A 13883-nucleotide genomic window follows, 5' to 3' on the forward strand; every position below is an offset into this window, starting at 1 on the left:
CACCCCGGAAGGGAAACCCAGCATGACCTCTGCAGGAACATGGCCGACCCGCGCACTGTGGGAGAGCCCCGAAAGGCTCGAGCTCCGCAAGACGGTGCGCCGTTTCGCCGAGCAACACATCCTCCCGTACCAGGAGCAGTGGGAGCGCGACGGCGAGCTGCCGCGCGAGCTCCACAAGAAGGCCGGTGACATCGGCCTGCTCGGAGCAGGATTCCCCGAGGAGGTCGGCGGCGGCGGTGGCAACCTCATCGACGCCATGATCGTCGCCGAGGAGATCTGCTACGCCGGCGCCCCCGGTGGCCTGCTCGCCTCCCTCTTCACCCACGGCATCGCCCTGCCACACATGGCTACCGCTGGCGATCCCGACCACATCGCCAAGTGGGTCCGCCCCACCCTCGACGGTGACCTCATCGGATCCCTCGCCATCACCGAGCCCGGCGGCGGCTCCGACGTCGCGAGCATGCGCACCACCGCCCGCCGGGAGGGCGACGAGTTCGTCATCAACGGCTCCAAGACCTTCATCACCTCCGCGGTGCGGGCCGACTTCGTCGTCACCGTCTGTCGCACGGGCGACAAGGGCCAGCTCTCGCTCATCGTCGTCGAGAAGGGCACCCCGGGCTTCACCGTGGCGCGCAAGCTCGACAAGATGGGCTGGCTCTGCTCGGATACCGCCGAGCTGCACTACGACGACGTGCGCGTGCCTGCTGCCAACCTCATCGGCGACGAGCACAGCGGCTTCCAGCAGCTCGCCCAGGGCTTCGTCACCGAGCGTGCCGCCCTCGCCGTGCAGGGCTACGCCAGCGCCCAGCGCTGCCTCGACCTGTCGGTGCAGTGGTGCCGCGACCGCGAGACCTTCGGTCGGCCACTCATCAGCCGCCAGACCGTGCAGGCCACCCTCTCCGAGATGGCCCGCAAGATCGACGTGGCCCGCGTCTACAGCCGCCAGCTCATCGAGCGCTTCACCTTCGGCGACGGCGACCTGATCGCCGAGATGTGCTTCGCGAAGAACACCGCGGTGGAGACCGGCGAGTGGGTCGCCAACCAGGCAGTGCAGCTCTTCGGCGGCATGGGCTACATGCGGGAGAGCGAAGTAGAACGGCAATACCGAGACATGCGCCTCCTCGGCATCGGGGGCGGCACCAACGAGATCCTTACCGGCCTGGCCGCGAAGCGATTGGGGTTCAAGGCATGACCACTCTGAAATCCACCCTCGACACCTCCTCCGAGGAGTTCGCTGGCGCCCGCGAGGCGATGCTGGCCAAGCTCCAGGAGGTCGAGGCCGAGTACGACAAGGCCCTCTCCGGCGGCGGCGAGGACAAGATGGCGCGCCACCGCAAGCGTGGCAAGCTCACTGCCCGCGAGCGCATCGAGCTGCTCATCGACCCGGATTCCGCGTTCCTCGAGCTGTGCCCGCTCGCGGCCTGGGGCAGTGACTTCCATGTCGGCGCGAGCCTCGTCATCGGCATCGGTGTCGTCAGCGGCGTCGAGTGCCTCATCGTCGCCAACGATCCCACCGTCAAGGGCGGCACCTCGAACCCGTGGACGCTCAAGAAGTCGTTCCGCGCCAACGAGGTCGCCTTCCAGAACCGGCTTCCCGTCATCTCCCTCGTCGAGTCCGGTGGCGCTGACCTGCCCACGCAGAAGGAAGTCTTCATCCCCGGCGGCAAGATGTTCCGGGACCTCACCCGCGCCTCCGCGGCGGGCATCCCCACCATCTCGCTGGTGTTTGGCAACTCCACCGCCGGTGGCGCCTACATCCCCGGCATGTCCGACCACGTGGTGATGATCAAGGAGCAGTCGAAGGTCTTCCTCGGCGGCCCGCCCCTGGTGAAGATGGCCACCGGCGAGGAATCCGATGACGAGTCCCTCGGCGGCGCGGACATGCACGCCCGCGTGTCCGGCCTCGCCGATTACTACGCCATCGATGAGCCCGACGCCATCCGCATCGGCCGCGACATCGTCTCCCGCCTCAACTGGCACAAGAAGGGCCCTGAGCCGCGCGCCGACTACGCCGACCCGCTCTATGACTCCGAGGACCTGCTCGGCGTGGTCCCCAGCGACCTGAAGATCCCCTTCGACCCGCGCGAGGTCATCGCCCGCGTCGTCGATGGCTCCGAGTTCGACGAGTTCAAGCCGCTCTACGGCACGTCGCTGGTCACCGGCTGGGCGCAGCTGCACGGCTACCCCGTGGGCATCCTCGCCAACGCCCGGGGCATCCTGTTCAGCGAGGAATCGCAGAAGGCGACGCAGTTCATCCAGCTCGCCAACCGGGCCAACACCCCGCTGCTGTTCCTCCACAACACCACCGGCTACATGGTCGGCAAGGAGTACGAGCAGAACGGCATCATCAAGCACGGATCGATGATGATCAACGCCGTCTCCAACTCGAAGGTCCCGCACATCTCGCTGCTCATGGGCGCCTCCTACGGAGCCGGCCACTACGGCATGTGCGGCCGCGCCTACGACCCCCGCTTCCTCTTCGCCTGGCCGAGCGCCAAGTCCGCCGTGATGGGCGCCCAGCAGCTCGCCGGCGTCATCTCGCTGGTCATGAGGGCGGGAGCCGAGGCCAAGGGCAAGCCGTTCGACGAGGAATTCGACAAGAACATGCGCGCCATGGTCGAGGCACAGATCGAGGCCGAGTCGCTGCCGATGTTCCTCTCCGGCCGGCTCTTCGACGACGGTGTGATCGACCCGCGCGACACCCGCACCATCCTGGGCCTATGCCTCTCCGCTATCCACACCGAAGCGGTCGAGGGCACGGACAACTTCGGCGTCTTCCGGATGTGAGTGGACCGACATGAACGCTCAGACAGGAACAAGCATGCAAGCCATCACCAATGTCCTCGTGGCCAACCGCGGGGAGATCGCCCGCCGCGTCTTCTCCACCTGCCGCCGTGCCGGCATCGGCACCGTAGCGGTCTTCTCCGACGCTGACGCCCACGCCCCGCACGTTCTCGAGGCCGATGCCGCGGTGCACCTGCCCGGCAACACCCCGGGCGAGACCTACCTGCGGGCCGACAAGATCATCGAAGCCGCTCAGTCGGCCGGGGCGGACGCCATCCACCCCGGCTACGGCTTCCTCTCCGAGAACGCCGACTTCGCGCGCGCCGTGATCGACGCCGGGCTCATCTGGATCGGCCCGCCCGTCAAGGCCATCGAGCTGATGGGCTCCAAGGTCGAGTCCAAGCGCATGATGGATGACGCGGGCGTGCCCGTGCTCAAGAAGCTCGATCCCGCCACGGTCACCGAGGCCGAGCTGCCCGTTCTCATCAAGGCCTCCGCGGGCGGCGGCGGGCGCGGCATGCGCATCGTGCGCAAGCTCGCCGACCTCAACGACCAGATCGAGGCGGCGCAGCGCGAGGCCGGATCCGCCTTCGGCGATCCGACCGTGTTCTGCGAGCGCTACCTCGAGACGGGCCGCCACATCGAGGTGCAGGTCATGGCCGACCAGCACGGCGACGTGTGGTCGGTGGGGGAGCGCGAATGCTCCATCCAGCGCCGCCACCAGAAGGTCGTCGAGGAAGCACCCTCGCCGCTCGTCGAGAAGATCGACGGCATGCGCGATCGGCTCTTCGAGGCAGCCCAGCTCGCCGCCAAGGCCATCGACTACGTCGGTGCCGGAACGGTCGAGTTCCTCGCGGACGAATCAGGCCACTTCTTCTTCCTGGAGATGAACACGCGCCTGCAGGTCGAGCACCCCGTCACCGAGAACACCACGGGGCTCGACCTCGTGCAGATGCAGCTCGACGTCGCCGCGGGCGCGCCCCTGCCTGCCGAGCAGCCGGGCATGCGCGGCCACTCCATCGAGGTGCGTCTCTACGCCGAGGATCCCGCGCAGGAATGGCAGCCCCAGTCCGGCACCGTCCACCACATCGACGTGCCCGGCACCCGCAACGCCTTCGAGGTGCTCACCGAGACCGGTGTGCGGCTCGATTCCGGCGTGGAGGACGGCTCAGTGGTCAGCGTGTTCTACGACCCGATGCTGGCCAAGGTCATCTCCTTCGCGCCCACCCGCTACCAGGCCGCGCAGGTGCTTGCCACGGGCCTGGCCGGAATGCGGCTGCACGGCCTTGTCACCAACCGCGACCTGCTGGTGAACATCCTGCGGCACCCGGCCTTCCTCGCCGGCGATACCGATACGGCGTTCTTCGACAAGCACGGGCTCGATACCCTCTCCACGCCCATCGCGTCCGCGGAGGCCGTGTCCCTCTCGGCGATCGCCGCTGCCCTCGCCGATGCCGAGCTTGCCCGCGCCGGAGCGCGCGTGCAGCCGCGCATCCCGTCGGGCTGGCGCAACATGCCCTCGCAGGCCCAGCGCCGCGACTACGAGCACGGCGACGAGACCCTCGAGGTCGAGTACCGGTTCTCCCGCAACGGCGTCATCGTGCCCGGCCATGAGGGCATCACGGTCGTCAGCACCTCCCCGGACCTGGTGGTCATCGATGTGGCCGCGGTGCGCCGCCGGTTCTCCATCGCTCGCTACGGGACGATGCGGTGCGTCGACTCCCCGCTCGGGCATGCCACCTTCACCGCCAAGCCACGGTTCATCGACCCGTCCGCGGCAGTGGCCGCTGGCTCGCTTCTCGCCCCCATGCCCGGCTCGGTCATCCGGGTCGCGGCATCGGTCGGTGACACCGTCACCGCGGGCCAGCCGATCCTCTGGCTCGAGGCCATGAAGATGGAGCACACCATCGCCGCCCCCGTCGATGGCGTGGTCACCGAGCTCAATGTCCAAGCAGGCCAGCAAGTCGACGTCGGCACCATCCTTGCCGTCGTCAGCGACGAAACCACCGAAAGCGAGTAGAACAATGTCGTTCATCGAGACCGAGGAGCAGCAAGAGCTCCGCAAGGCCGTCTCCGAGCTTGGCCACAAGTACGGCTGGAAGTACCTGCTGGAGAAGGCAAAGAACGGCGAGAAGACCACCGAGCTGTGGGAGGAAGCGGGCAAGCTCGGCTTCCTCGGCGTGAACCTGCCCGAGGAGTACGGCGGCGGCGGGGCTGGCATGTACGAGCTGTCCCTCGTCCTCGAGGAGCTCTCCGCGGCCGGTGCTGGCCTGCTCATGATGGTCGTCTCCCCGGCCATCTGCGGAACCATCATCAGCCGGTACGGCACCGACGAGCAGAAGCAGACATGGCTGCCCGGGATCGCCGACGGCTCGATCACCATGGCGTTCGGCATCACCGAGCCCGATGCCGGATCGAACTCGCACAACATCATCACCACCGCGCGGCGGGATGGCGATGAGTGGATCCTCAACGGGCGCAAGACCTACATCTCGGGCGTCGACCAGGCGCAGGCGGTGCTGATCGTCTCGCGCATGGAGGACTCCAAGACCGGCAAGCTCAAGCCTGCGCTGTTCATCGTCCCCACCGATGCGCCGAACTTCGAGTACCAGGTCATCGAGATGGGCATGCGCAGCCCCGAGAAGCAGTTCTCGCTGTTCATCGACGACGTCCGGCTGCCCGCCGATGCGCTCGTCGGCTCCGAGGACGCGGCACTGATGCAGTTGTTCGCCGGCCTGAACCCCGAGCGGATCATGGCCTCGGCCATGGCCCTCGGAACCGCCCGGTACGCGCTCGACAAGGCAACGGCATACGCCAAGGAGCGCCAGGTCTTCAAGGCCCCCATCGGCGCGCACCAGGCGATCGCGCACCCTCTCGCGCAGTGCTACGTCGAGATCGAGCTGGCCAGGCTCGCGATGCAGAAGGCCGCGTTCCTCTACGACAACGGTGACGACTGGGGCGCCGCCTCCGCCGCGAACATGGCGAAGTACGCCGCCGGCGAAGCGGGCGTGAAGACTGTCGACCAGGCAGTGCACACCCATGGCGGCAACGGCCTCGCCGTCGAGTACGGGCTCGTCGACCTGCTTGCTGCCTCGCGCCTGATGCGCATCGCGCCGGTCAGCCGCGAGATGATCCTCAACTTCATCGCCCAGGCCAACCTCGGCCTGCCCAAGTCCTACTAGGCACACGACCAAGGGGGCGGGCGGCGCATCACGTGCTGGCCGCCCCCTTGCTTCACCTCCCGAAGGAGCACTGCACCATGAGCGACACCCAGCTCGTCACCTACTCGATCGACGGCGGCGTGGCGACACTCACCCTCGACTCGCCCCACAACCGCAATGCCCTCTCCACCAAGCTCGTCCAGCAGCTCCAGGACAGCCTCGATGCCGCGGCCTCGGATGAGGCCGTGCGCGCGATCATCCTGACCCACACGGGCGGGACCTTCTGCGCCGGAGCGGACCTCTCGGAGGCGGCCTCCACCGACGGCCAGCCGCTCGACCCGCAGGAGGTAGCGAAGCTGCGCACCAGCCAGATGCGCGACCTCCTGCGCTCCATCGTGGCCCACCCCAAGCCCATCCTCGGGCAGATCGACGGCCACGTCCGCGCCGGAGGCATGGGCCTCGTCGGCGCCTGCGACTTCGTCGTGGCCGGCCCCGCGTGCACGTTCGCGCTCACCGAGGCCAAGCTCGGTCTCGCCCCCTCCATCATCTCGCTGACGCTGCTGCCCAAGCTCACCGCGCGGGCAGCGTCCCGGTACTTCCTCACCGGCGAGAAGTTCGGGCCCGACGTCGCCGAGCAGATCGGGCTCGTCACCATTGCTGCCGAGGATCCCGCTGCCGTCGCGCGGGACCTGTGCGCCGAGCTGCTCAAGGCCTCGCCGCAGGGCCTCGCGGAGACCAAGTCGCTCACTACCGACGTCGTGCTTGCTGGCTTCGAGGAGCGGGGCGACGCGCTTGCCGCGATGTCCGCGCGCTTGTTCGCCTCCGAGGAAGCACGCGAGGGCATGATCGCCTTCCTGCAGCGCCGGTCCCCGCGGTGGGCCGAGCCCACGGTACGGTCTACCGAGTGACCATCCGCGAGCCCCAGCAGGAACGTAGCCGCGCGACGCACCAGCGACTGCTCGAAGCCACCATCGAATGCCTCGCCGAGCGCGGCTGGGCAGGCACCACGGTCGGCGTCGTCGCGCAGCGAGCCGGAGTGTCGCGCGGCGCGATCCAGCACCATTTCCCCACTCGCGAGGACCTGATCACCTCGGCGCTCGAGCACATGTTCGACCGTCGCATGCATGAGGTCCGCATCGCCGCGGAAGGGCTTCCACGCGGCGAGCGCCGGATCGAATCGATCGTGGTGCGGCTGACGGACTATTTCACCGGAGTGGTGTTCAAGGCAGCGCTGCAGGTCTGGACTGCCGCGGCCGCGGACCCGGTCCTGCGGGAGCGGATCGTGCCGCTCGAGCTGAAGTTCGGGCGCACCGTGCATGCCGTCGCGATCGAGCTGCTCGAGGCCGATGACAGCGATCCGACAACCCATCGCCTGGTGCAGGCCACCCTGGACATGGGGCGCGGGCTCGGCCTGGCAGATGTGCTCACCGACGATTCGCGGCGGCGCTCCGAGATCGTCAAGGCCTGGGCCGCGCACCTCTCCGAGGCCCTCGCGCCTGCCCGGACCGATGGCGCTCCTGCGGACACGCGCGCGCCGCGCGAGTAGCATGCGAAGTCGTGGAGGCTAGGTCATTGCCAGGGGCGCGCGGGATGCTCGCCGTCGGTGCGGCCTCCCTCGCCCTCCTGGTCCCGGCATGCTCCGGAGGAGAGGCGAGCGACGACGCTCCCGCGGGCGCGAGCAACGCCGAGGGCACCGTGCTGCGCGAGCCCGGCTTGTTCTTCGGGGAGTGCGGCGGAATATCCAGCGATGAGCTGATGGCCCTCACCGGCATCCGTGGCGTGCGCCTGCAGGAACGCAACTCGGTGGGCTGCCGCTGGGAATCGGGCTTCCTCGGTCCGCATGCCTCCTTCTCCTGGTACCGGGGCAGTCCCATCGGGCGCGAGCGCGCCGTCGTCGAGCTATCCGGCCGCGGGGTGCGCGATGTCTCGGTCGACGGCCCGGCGGGGGAGCTCAGCGGATTCGCGGGGTGGGGCAGCTTCATCTGCGAGGTCTCCATCCAGTCCAACTCCGACTTCTTCGTCTGGTCCGTGGTCTTCGCGGAGGAGCTTTCCGACGACGAGATGTGCCGGCGCGTGCTCGCGCTCGCGGAAGCGACGGTGAACAGTGCGGAGCCATGAGCAACGGCCGCCAGCCCGCTTCCCCGGCCGCCTTGCCGTCGCGGTGGCCGCGGCCGCGGCGCTACTGGCCGGATTGACAGGATGCGGCCAGGACGAGCCAGTCGCCGATCCCGCCGAGGATCAAGCGCCCTCGCTCGGGGGCACGTCCAACGAGGAGTTCCGCAACCTGCTCGATGAATGCCTCGTGGTGCCACCGGACCAGATCGTCGAGGTATTCGATGCCCAGGCGCTCGACAACACCTTCTACGGCGCGATCTGCCGCTTCACCGTCCTCGGCGCCGCCGTGCCCACCAGCGTGACGCTGGCGTGGTTCGAGAACTCCTCTCTCTGGCACGAGCGCCGCGCGACCGAGCGGCTCGGGTACGACATCGAGAACGCCACCGTCGCGGGCCAGGGCGGGTTCATCGTGCGGATCCCCGATGATCCCGCTGCCTGCGGAGTGGCCACCCGGGCGGGGGAGGGAGGTACGCTCATCTGGTGGGTGCATCCCCATTCACGCTCGGGAGGCGATGGCTGCGCGGCGGCGATGGAGCTTGCTGAGCTGACCGTGCGGACCCACTTCTAGGGTCGCGCGCGGTGGAAGCGAACGCCTGCTTAGCCGGCGGCGTTTGACCAGTGCTAGTGAGGTTTTGACCTCGACAGCATGTTGGATGTATTGTTGCCGGTCGTGCCCGATGCATCCGGGTGTAGCACAATCCTGAGCGTGGCGAACTAGCCATACCGAGCTCCTGCGTGATCGAAGCAGGCGGTATCGCGATCGCCATTTTGTAGCGCAATCGCAGTTCAGGAGGGTGACACTCCCGACCTCGGGGTAGCGGGACCGGGCCTTGCGGCCTGGTTCGCCCGGAAAGAATTACAACGTTCCCGCTCTTGACCATGAGAGTTAGAAGCACCAGAGGAAAGCCGGTCTATGCCCACCATTCAGCAGCTGGTCCGTAAGGGGCGCCGCGACAAGGTCGCCAAGACCAAGACCGCGGCCCTGAAGGGAAGCCCCCAGCGTCGAGGTGTGTGCACGCGTGTGTACACCACCACCCCAAAGAAGCCGAACTCAGCGCTGCGAAAGGTGGCTCGTGTTCGCCTGACCAGCCAGATCGAGGTCACGGCCTACATCCCCGGTGAGGGGCACAACCTTCAGGAGCACTCGATGGTGCTCGTGCGTGGCGGTCGTGTGAAGGACCTTCCGGGTGTCCGTTACAAGATCATTCGTGGTTCGCTCGATACGCAGGGCGTGAAGAACCGCAAGCAAGCGCGCAGCCGCTACGGCGCCAAGAAGGAGAAGAGCTAATGCCACGCAAGGGCCCAGCCCCGAAGCGTCCCCTGGTCGCGGATCCGGTCTACGGTTCGCCGCTGGTCACCCAGCTGGTGAACAAGGTGCTCCTCGATGGAAAGAAGTCCATCGCCGAGAGCATCGTCTACCAGGCGCTGGAGCTTGCCCGGGAGCGCACCGGTACCGATCCGGTGATCACCCTCAAGCGCGCGCTCGATAACGTCCGCCCCGCCCTTGAGGTGCGCAGCCGCCGTGTTGGTGGCGCCACCTACCAGGTGCCGGTGGATGTTCGTCCGGCCCGTGCCACCACGCTCGCCATGCGCTGGCTGGTCACGTTCTCCCGCGCCCGTCGCGAGAAGACGATGGTCGAGCGACTGGCGAACGAGATCCTGGATGCCAGCAATGGCCTGGGAGCTGCCGTCAAGCGTCGCGAGGACACGCACAAGATGGCCGACGCCAACAAGGCATTCGCCCACTACCGTTGGTGATTGGCCGCGGGCGCCGCGTGCAACGCACGAGGTGCCCGCAACAGTCCTGTCCTGGCTGGCTAGAGTATCCAGGACAGGGTGATGAGCTTCTAGTCGGCGGCGGAACAGCTGCCCGATGAGGTTTCCGCACAAGACGACACGAGACGAGCGGGGAAGATTCCAGTGGCACTTGACGTGCTGACCGACCTGAACCGGGTCCGCAACATCGGCATCATGGCACACATCGATGCCGGTAAGACCACCACCACCGAGCGGATTCTGTTCTACACCGGCATTAACTACAAGATCGGTGAGACGCACGAGGGTGCGTCGACGATGGACTGGATGGCGCAGGAGCAGGAGCGGGGTATCACCATTACCTCGGCAGCCACCACCTGCTACTGGAACGACAACCAGATCAACATCATCGACACCCCCGGCCACGTTGACTTCACGGTAGAGGTCGAGCGCTCGCTGCGCGTGCTCGACGGCGCCGTGGCTGTCTTCGATGGCAAGGAGGGCGTCGAGCCGCAGTCCGAGCAGGTGTGGCGCCAGGCCGATAAGTACGACGTGCCGCGTATCTGCTTCGTCAACAAGATGGACAAGCTCGGTGCTGATTTCTACTTCACCGTGCAGACCATCAAGGACCGCCTTGGCGCCAAGCCATTGGTCCTCCAGCTGCCGATCGGCGCGGAGAACGATTTCGCTGGCGTCGTTGATCTCATCGAGCAGCGTGCCATCATCTGGCACGACAAGGACGCCGACGGGAACGACACCAAGGGCCAGGTCTTCGAGGTCATCGACATCCCCGAGGATCTCGCGGAGAAGGCCGAGCAGTACCGGCAGGAGCTCATCGAGGCCGTCGCTGAGTCCGACGAGGCGCTTCTCGAGAAGTTCTTCGGCGGCGAGGAGCTGACCGTCGACGAGATCAAGGGCGCGATCCGCAAGCTCACGATCAACGGCGAGGCCTACCCCGTCCTGTGCGGCTCGGCATTCAAGAACAAGGGCGTCCAGCCCATGCTCGATGCCGTGATCGACTTCCTCCCGTCGCCGCTCGACGTGCCGTCGATCGAGGGCCACCCGCCCGGCGATGAGGAGACTGTCCTCGAGCGCAAGCCCAACTCCGACGAGCCTTTTGCCGGCCTCGCGTTCAAGGTTGCCTCGCACCCGTTCTTCGGCAAGCTCACCTACGTCCGGGTGTACTCGGGCAAGCTCGATTCGGGCGCCCCGGTGCTCAACTCGACGAAGGGCAAGAAGGAGCGCGTCGGCAAGCTGTTCCAGATGCACGCGAACAAGGAGAACCCTGTTCCGAGCGCATCGGTCGGCCACATCTACGCGTTCATCGGACTGAAGGACACCACCACTGGTGACACCCTGTGCGATGCGAGCTCGCCGATCATCCTCGAGTCGATGTCGTTCCCCGATCCCGTGATCGAGGTGGCCATCGAGCCGAAGACCAAGTCCGACCAGGAAAAGCTCAGCACTGCGATCCAGAAGCTCGCCGAGGAAGACCCGACATTCAAGGTCCACCTCGACGACGAGACCGGCCAGACCGTCATCGGCGGCATGGGCGAGCTTCACCTCGACATCCTTGTCGATCGCATGAAGCGTGAATTCAAGGTCGAGGCGAACGTGGGCAAGCCCCAGGTCGCGTACCGCGAGACCATTCGCGGTACTGTCGACAAGCACGAGTTCACCCACAAGAAGCAGACCGGTGGATCCGGACAGTTCGCGCGCGTCATCATCAAGCTCGAGCCGTTCCACGGCGAAGAGGGCGAGCACTACGCGTTCGTGAGCGCTGTCACCGGTGGGCGTGTGCCGAGGGAGTACATTCCCTCGGTGGACGCTGGTGCCCAGGACGCCATGCAGTACGGCGTGCTGGCTGGCTATCCGTTGACCGACATCAAGGTCACGCTCCTCGACGGTGCGTACCATGAGGTCGACTCCTCGGAAATGGCCTTCAAGATCGCCGGTTCCCAGGCCCTCAAGGAAGCTGTCCGCAAGGCACAGCCGGTGATCCTCGAGCCGCTCATGGCGGTCGAGGTCATCACTCCCGAGGACTACATGGGTGATGTCATCGGTGACCTGAACTCCCGACGTGGCCAGATCCAGGCCATGGAGGAGCGCAGCGGCGCGCGTGTCGTCAAGGCAAGCGTTCCGCTGTCGGAGATGTTCGGCTACGTCGGCGACCTCCGGTCGAAGACACAAGGCCGGGCGAACTACTCGATGGTGTTCCATTCCTACGCCGAGGTTCCCGCGAACGTGGCGAAGGAAATCATCGCGAAAGCCACCGGCGAGTAATTCACTCACCGCCGACCATAGGTAGTATCTCCGGGTAGTAGCTTCCTAGGAGCCGCTTCTCTGGTAGTCGGCAGACCACCTCGTTAGAACAACCGCACTGCTGCAAATCGCAAGCACCAATCAGTCCAGGAGGCCATAAAGTGGCGAAGGCGAAGTTCGAGCGGACCAAGCCGCACGTCAACATCGGCACCATCGGTCACGTTGACCACGGCAAGACCACCCTCACCGCTGCTATCACCAAGGTTCTTCACGATACCTTCCCCGAACTCAACAAGAGCTTCGCTTTCGATGAGATCGACAAGGCTCCTGAAGAGAAGCAGCGCGGTATCACCATCAACATCTCGCATGTCGAGTACCAGACGGAGAAGCGTCACTACGCTCACGTCGACGCACCCGGCCACGCCGACTACATCAAGAACATGATCACCGGCGCAGCGCAGATGGATGGTGCAATCCTCGTGGTTGCCGCGACCGACGGCCCGATGCCGCAGACCCGTGAGCACGTGCTGCTCGCCCGTCAGGTTGGCGTTCCGTACATCCTTGTCGCGCTGAACAAGTCCGACATGGTCGACGACGAGGAAATCCTCGAGCTCGTCGAGATGGAGGTGCGCGAGCTCCTCTCCTCGCAGGAGTTCGACGGTGACAACGCTCCCGTCGTCCAGGTGTCCGCTCTCAAGGCGCTCGAGGGCGACCCCGAGTGGGCCAAGAAGATCGTGGAGCTCATGGAGGCGGTCGACGCTTCCATCCCCGATCCCGAGCGCGAGACCGAGAAGCCGTTCCTCATGCCTGTCGAGGACGTCTTCACCATCACCGGCCGCGGCACCGTGGTCACCGGCCGCATCGAGCGTGGCAAGGTCAACGTGAACGAGGAAGTCGAGATCGTCGGCATCCGCGAGAAGTCCACGAAGACCACCGTCACCGGCATCGAGATGTTCCGCAAGCTTCTTGACTACGGCGAGGCTGGCGACAACGTCGGCCTGCTGCTCCGTGGCATCAAGCGCGAGGACGTCGAGCGTGGCCAGGTTGTTGTGAAGCCGGGCTCGACCACCCCGCACACCGAGTTCGAGGGCCAGGCCTACATCCTGGCCAAGGACGAGGGCGGACGGCACACCCCGTTCTTCAACAACTACCGTCCTCAGTTCTACTTCCGCACCACCGACGTCACCGGTGTGGTTACCCTGCCTGAGGGCACCGAGATGGTCATGCCCGGTGACAACACCGACATGTTCGTCAAGCTCATCCAGCCTGTCGCCATGGATGAGGGCCTCCGCTTCGCGATCCGTGAAGGTGGCCGCACCGTGGGTGCCGGCCGCGTCACCAAGATCGTCAAGTGATCTGACGCCGTTTCAGGCATAAGGCGCTTGCTTCCTCGTGAAGCAGGCGCCTTCTGCCTTGGGCTAGTCCACGAATCGCCTGTCCGCCTCCGCGGGCAGGCGATTCGACATTTGCCGGTCGTCCGCGCGCCTTGCACCGCGCCCGCGCGGATCGACGCTTGGATCTGCCCGGGCCTGTGTGAGAGCAAATGCTCACGTGAGCAACAACACTCGTTTCGGGCGACAACTGTAGGCCCGCCCCTTGGCCGAGCAGGGATTGCGGGGTGCGGCGCAAGGGGCGAGCCACCCGCTCAACCGGCACAGTGGAATGTTTCCTCGCTGTTGCCGGGCATCCCACCCCGCGATGCCACTACTATGACGAAGTGATTCCCTGACCAAAGGCAGGCCTAGTGGCGTAACGAATTGTGCGACAAGACGATGATTGTGCAGGGGGAGCCGAGAACCGCGCCGT

Annotated in this window: 12 protein-coding genes; all 12 read left to right on the plus strand. The window is 66.3% G+C overall.

The genetic code is table 11. The features are described from left to right. Positions 1-22 precede the first annotated feature (22 nt). The 12 genes from QC765_RS10975 (at position 23) to tuf (ending at position 13432) form a co-directional block, all read left to right on the plus strand. Entirely contained in the window at positions 23-1192 is a 1170-nt protein-coding gene (locus tag QC765_RS10975; RefSeq protein WP_278314488.1) for an acyl-CoA dehydrogenase family protein, read from the plus strand. After that, positions 1189-2787 (plus strand): acyl-CoA carboxylase subunit beta, encoded by a 1599-nt coding sequence (locus tag QC765_RS10980; RefSeq protein WP_278314489.1) that lies wholly within the window; start codon positions 1189-1191, stop codon positions 2785-2787. The genes QC765_RS10975 and QC765_RS10980 overlap by 4 nt, the downstream gene beginning before the upstream one ends. Before the next feature lie 10 nt (positions 2788-2797). After that, positions 2798-4804 carry an acetyl/propionyl/methylcrotonyl-CoA carboxylase subunit alpha gene (locus tag QC765_RS10985; RefSeq protein WP_278314490.1) on the plus strand — a complete coding sequence of 669 codons (2007 nt, stop codon included), beginning with the start codon at positions 2798-2800 and terminating at the stop codon, positions 4802-4804. A 4-nt stretch (positions 4805-4808) separates the two neighbouring features. Then, the gene (locus QC765_RS10990) at positions 4809-5966 is read left to right on the plus strand and encodes an acyl-CoA dehydrogenase family protein (RefSeq protein ID WP_278314491.1); all 1158 of its coding nucleotides are present in this window, start codon (positions 4809-4811) and stop codon (positions 5964-5966) included. A 77-nt stretch (positions 5967-6043) separates the two neighbouring features. Further along, positions 6044-6853, plus strand: coding sequence for an enoyl-CoA hydratase family protein (locus QC765_RS10995; protein WP_278314492.1), 810 nt, complete (start codon positions 6044-6046; stop codon positions 6851-6853). 2 nt (positions 6854-6855) lie between these two features. Next, the gene (locus QC765_RS11000; protein ID WP_373876742.1) at positions 6856-7491 is read left to right on the plus strand and encodes a TetR/AcrR family transcriptional regulator; all 636 of its coding nucleotides are present in this window, start codon (positions 6856-6858) and stop codon (positions 7489-7491) included. Between the two features lie 11 nt (positions 7492-7502). Continuing rightward, on the plus strand, positions 7503-8063 hold the full coding sequence (locus QC765_RS11005; RefSeq protein WP_278314494.1) for a DUF3558 domain-containing protein: 561 nt from the start codon (positions 7503-7505) through the stop codon (positions 8061-8063). Then, on the plus strand, positions 8050-8628 hold the full coding sequence (locus QC765_RS11010) for a DUF3558 domain-containing protein (protein ID WP_278314495.1): 579 nt from the start codon (positions 8050-8052) through the stop codon (positions 8626-8628). Before QC765_RS11005 ends, QC765_RS11010 begins: the two co-directional genes overlap by 14 nt. A 345-nt stretch (positions 8629-8973) precedes the next feature. Then, positions 8974-9348: a 30S ribosomal protein S12 gene (gene rpsL / locus QC765_RS11015; protein ID WP_149360542.1), complete on the plus strand. Its 375-nt coding sequence runs from the start codon at positions 8974-8976 to the stop codon at positions 9346-9348. Beyond that, a complete protein-coding gene (gene rpsG / locus QC765_RS11020) occupies positions 9348-9818 on the plus strand; it encodes a 30S ribosomal protein S7 (protein WP_149360543.1) in 471 nt (156 codons plus the stop codon). The genes rpsL and rpsG overlap by 1 nt, the downstream gene beginning before the upstream one ends. 162 nt (positions 9819-9980) lie before the next feature. After that, positions 9981-12098, plus strand: a complete 2118-nt coding sequence (gene fusA, locus QC765_RS11025) for an elongation factor G (RefSeq protein ID WP_278314496.1) — start codon at positions 9981-9983, stop codon at positions 12096-12098. Between the two features lie 140 nt (positions 12099-12238). Next, on the plus strand, positions 12239-13432 hold the full coding sequence (gene tuf, locus QC765_RS11030) for an elongation factor Tu (RefSeq protein WP_278314497.1): 1194 nt from the start codon (positions 12239-12241) through the stop codon (positions 13430-13432). Positions 13433-13883 lie beyond the last annotated feature (451 nt).

Source organism: Hoyosella levis (assembly GCF_026008515.1).
Taxonomy (GTDB): domain Bacteria; phylum Actinomycetota; class Actinomycetes; order Mycobacteriales; family Mycobacteriaceae; genus Lolliginicoccus; species Lolliginicoccus levis.

What these genes read in the sequence shown, in the direction of transcription:
- QC765_RS10975 (WP_278314488.1), top strand. Translation starts at nt 23, where the DNA reads ATGACCTCTGCAGGAACATGGCCGACCCGCGCACTGTGGGAGAGCCCC.
- QC765_RS10980 (WP_278314489.1), top strand. Translation starts at nt 1,189, where the DNA reads ATGACCACTCTGAAATCCACCCTCGACACCTCCTCCGAGGAGTTCGCT.
- QC765_RS10985 (WP_278314490.1), top strand. Translation starts at nt 2,798, where the DNA reads ATGAACGCTCAGACAGGAACAAGCATGCAAGCCATCACCAATGTCCTC.
- QC765_RS10990 (WP_278314491.1), top strand. Translation starts at nt 4,809, where the DNA reads ATGTCGTTCATCGAGACCGAGGAGCAGCAAGAGCTCCGCAAGGCCGTC.
- QC765_RS10995 (WP_278314492.1), top strand. Translation starts at nt 6,044, where the DNA reads ATGAGCGACACCCAGCTCGTCACCTACTCGATCGACGGCGGCGTGGCG.
- rpsL (WP_149360542.1), top strand. Translation starts at nt 8,974, where the DNA reads ATGCCCACCATTCAGCAGCTGGTCCGTAAGGGGCGCCGCGACAAGGTC.
- rpsG (WP_149360543.1), top strand. Translation starts at nt 9,348, where the DNA reads ATGCCACGCAAGGGCCCAGCCCCGAAGCGTCCCCTGGTCGCGGATCCG.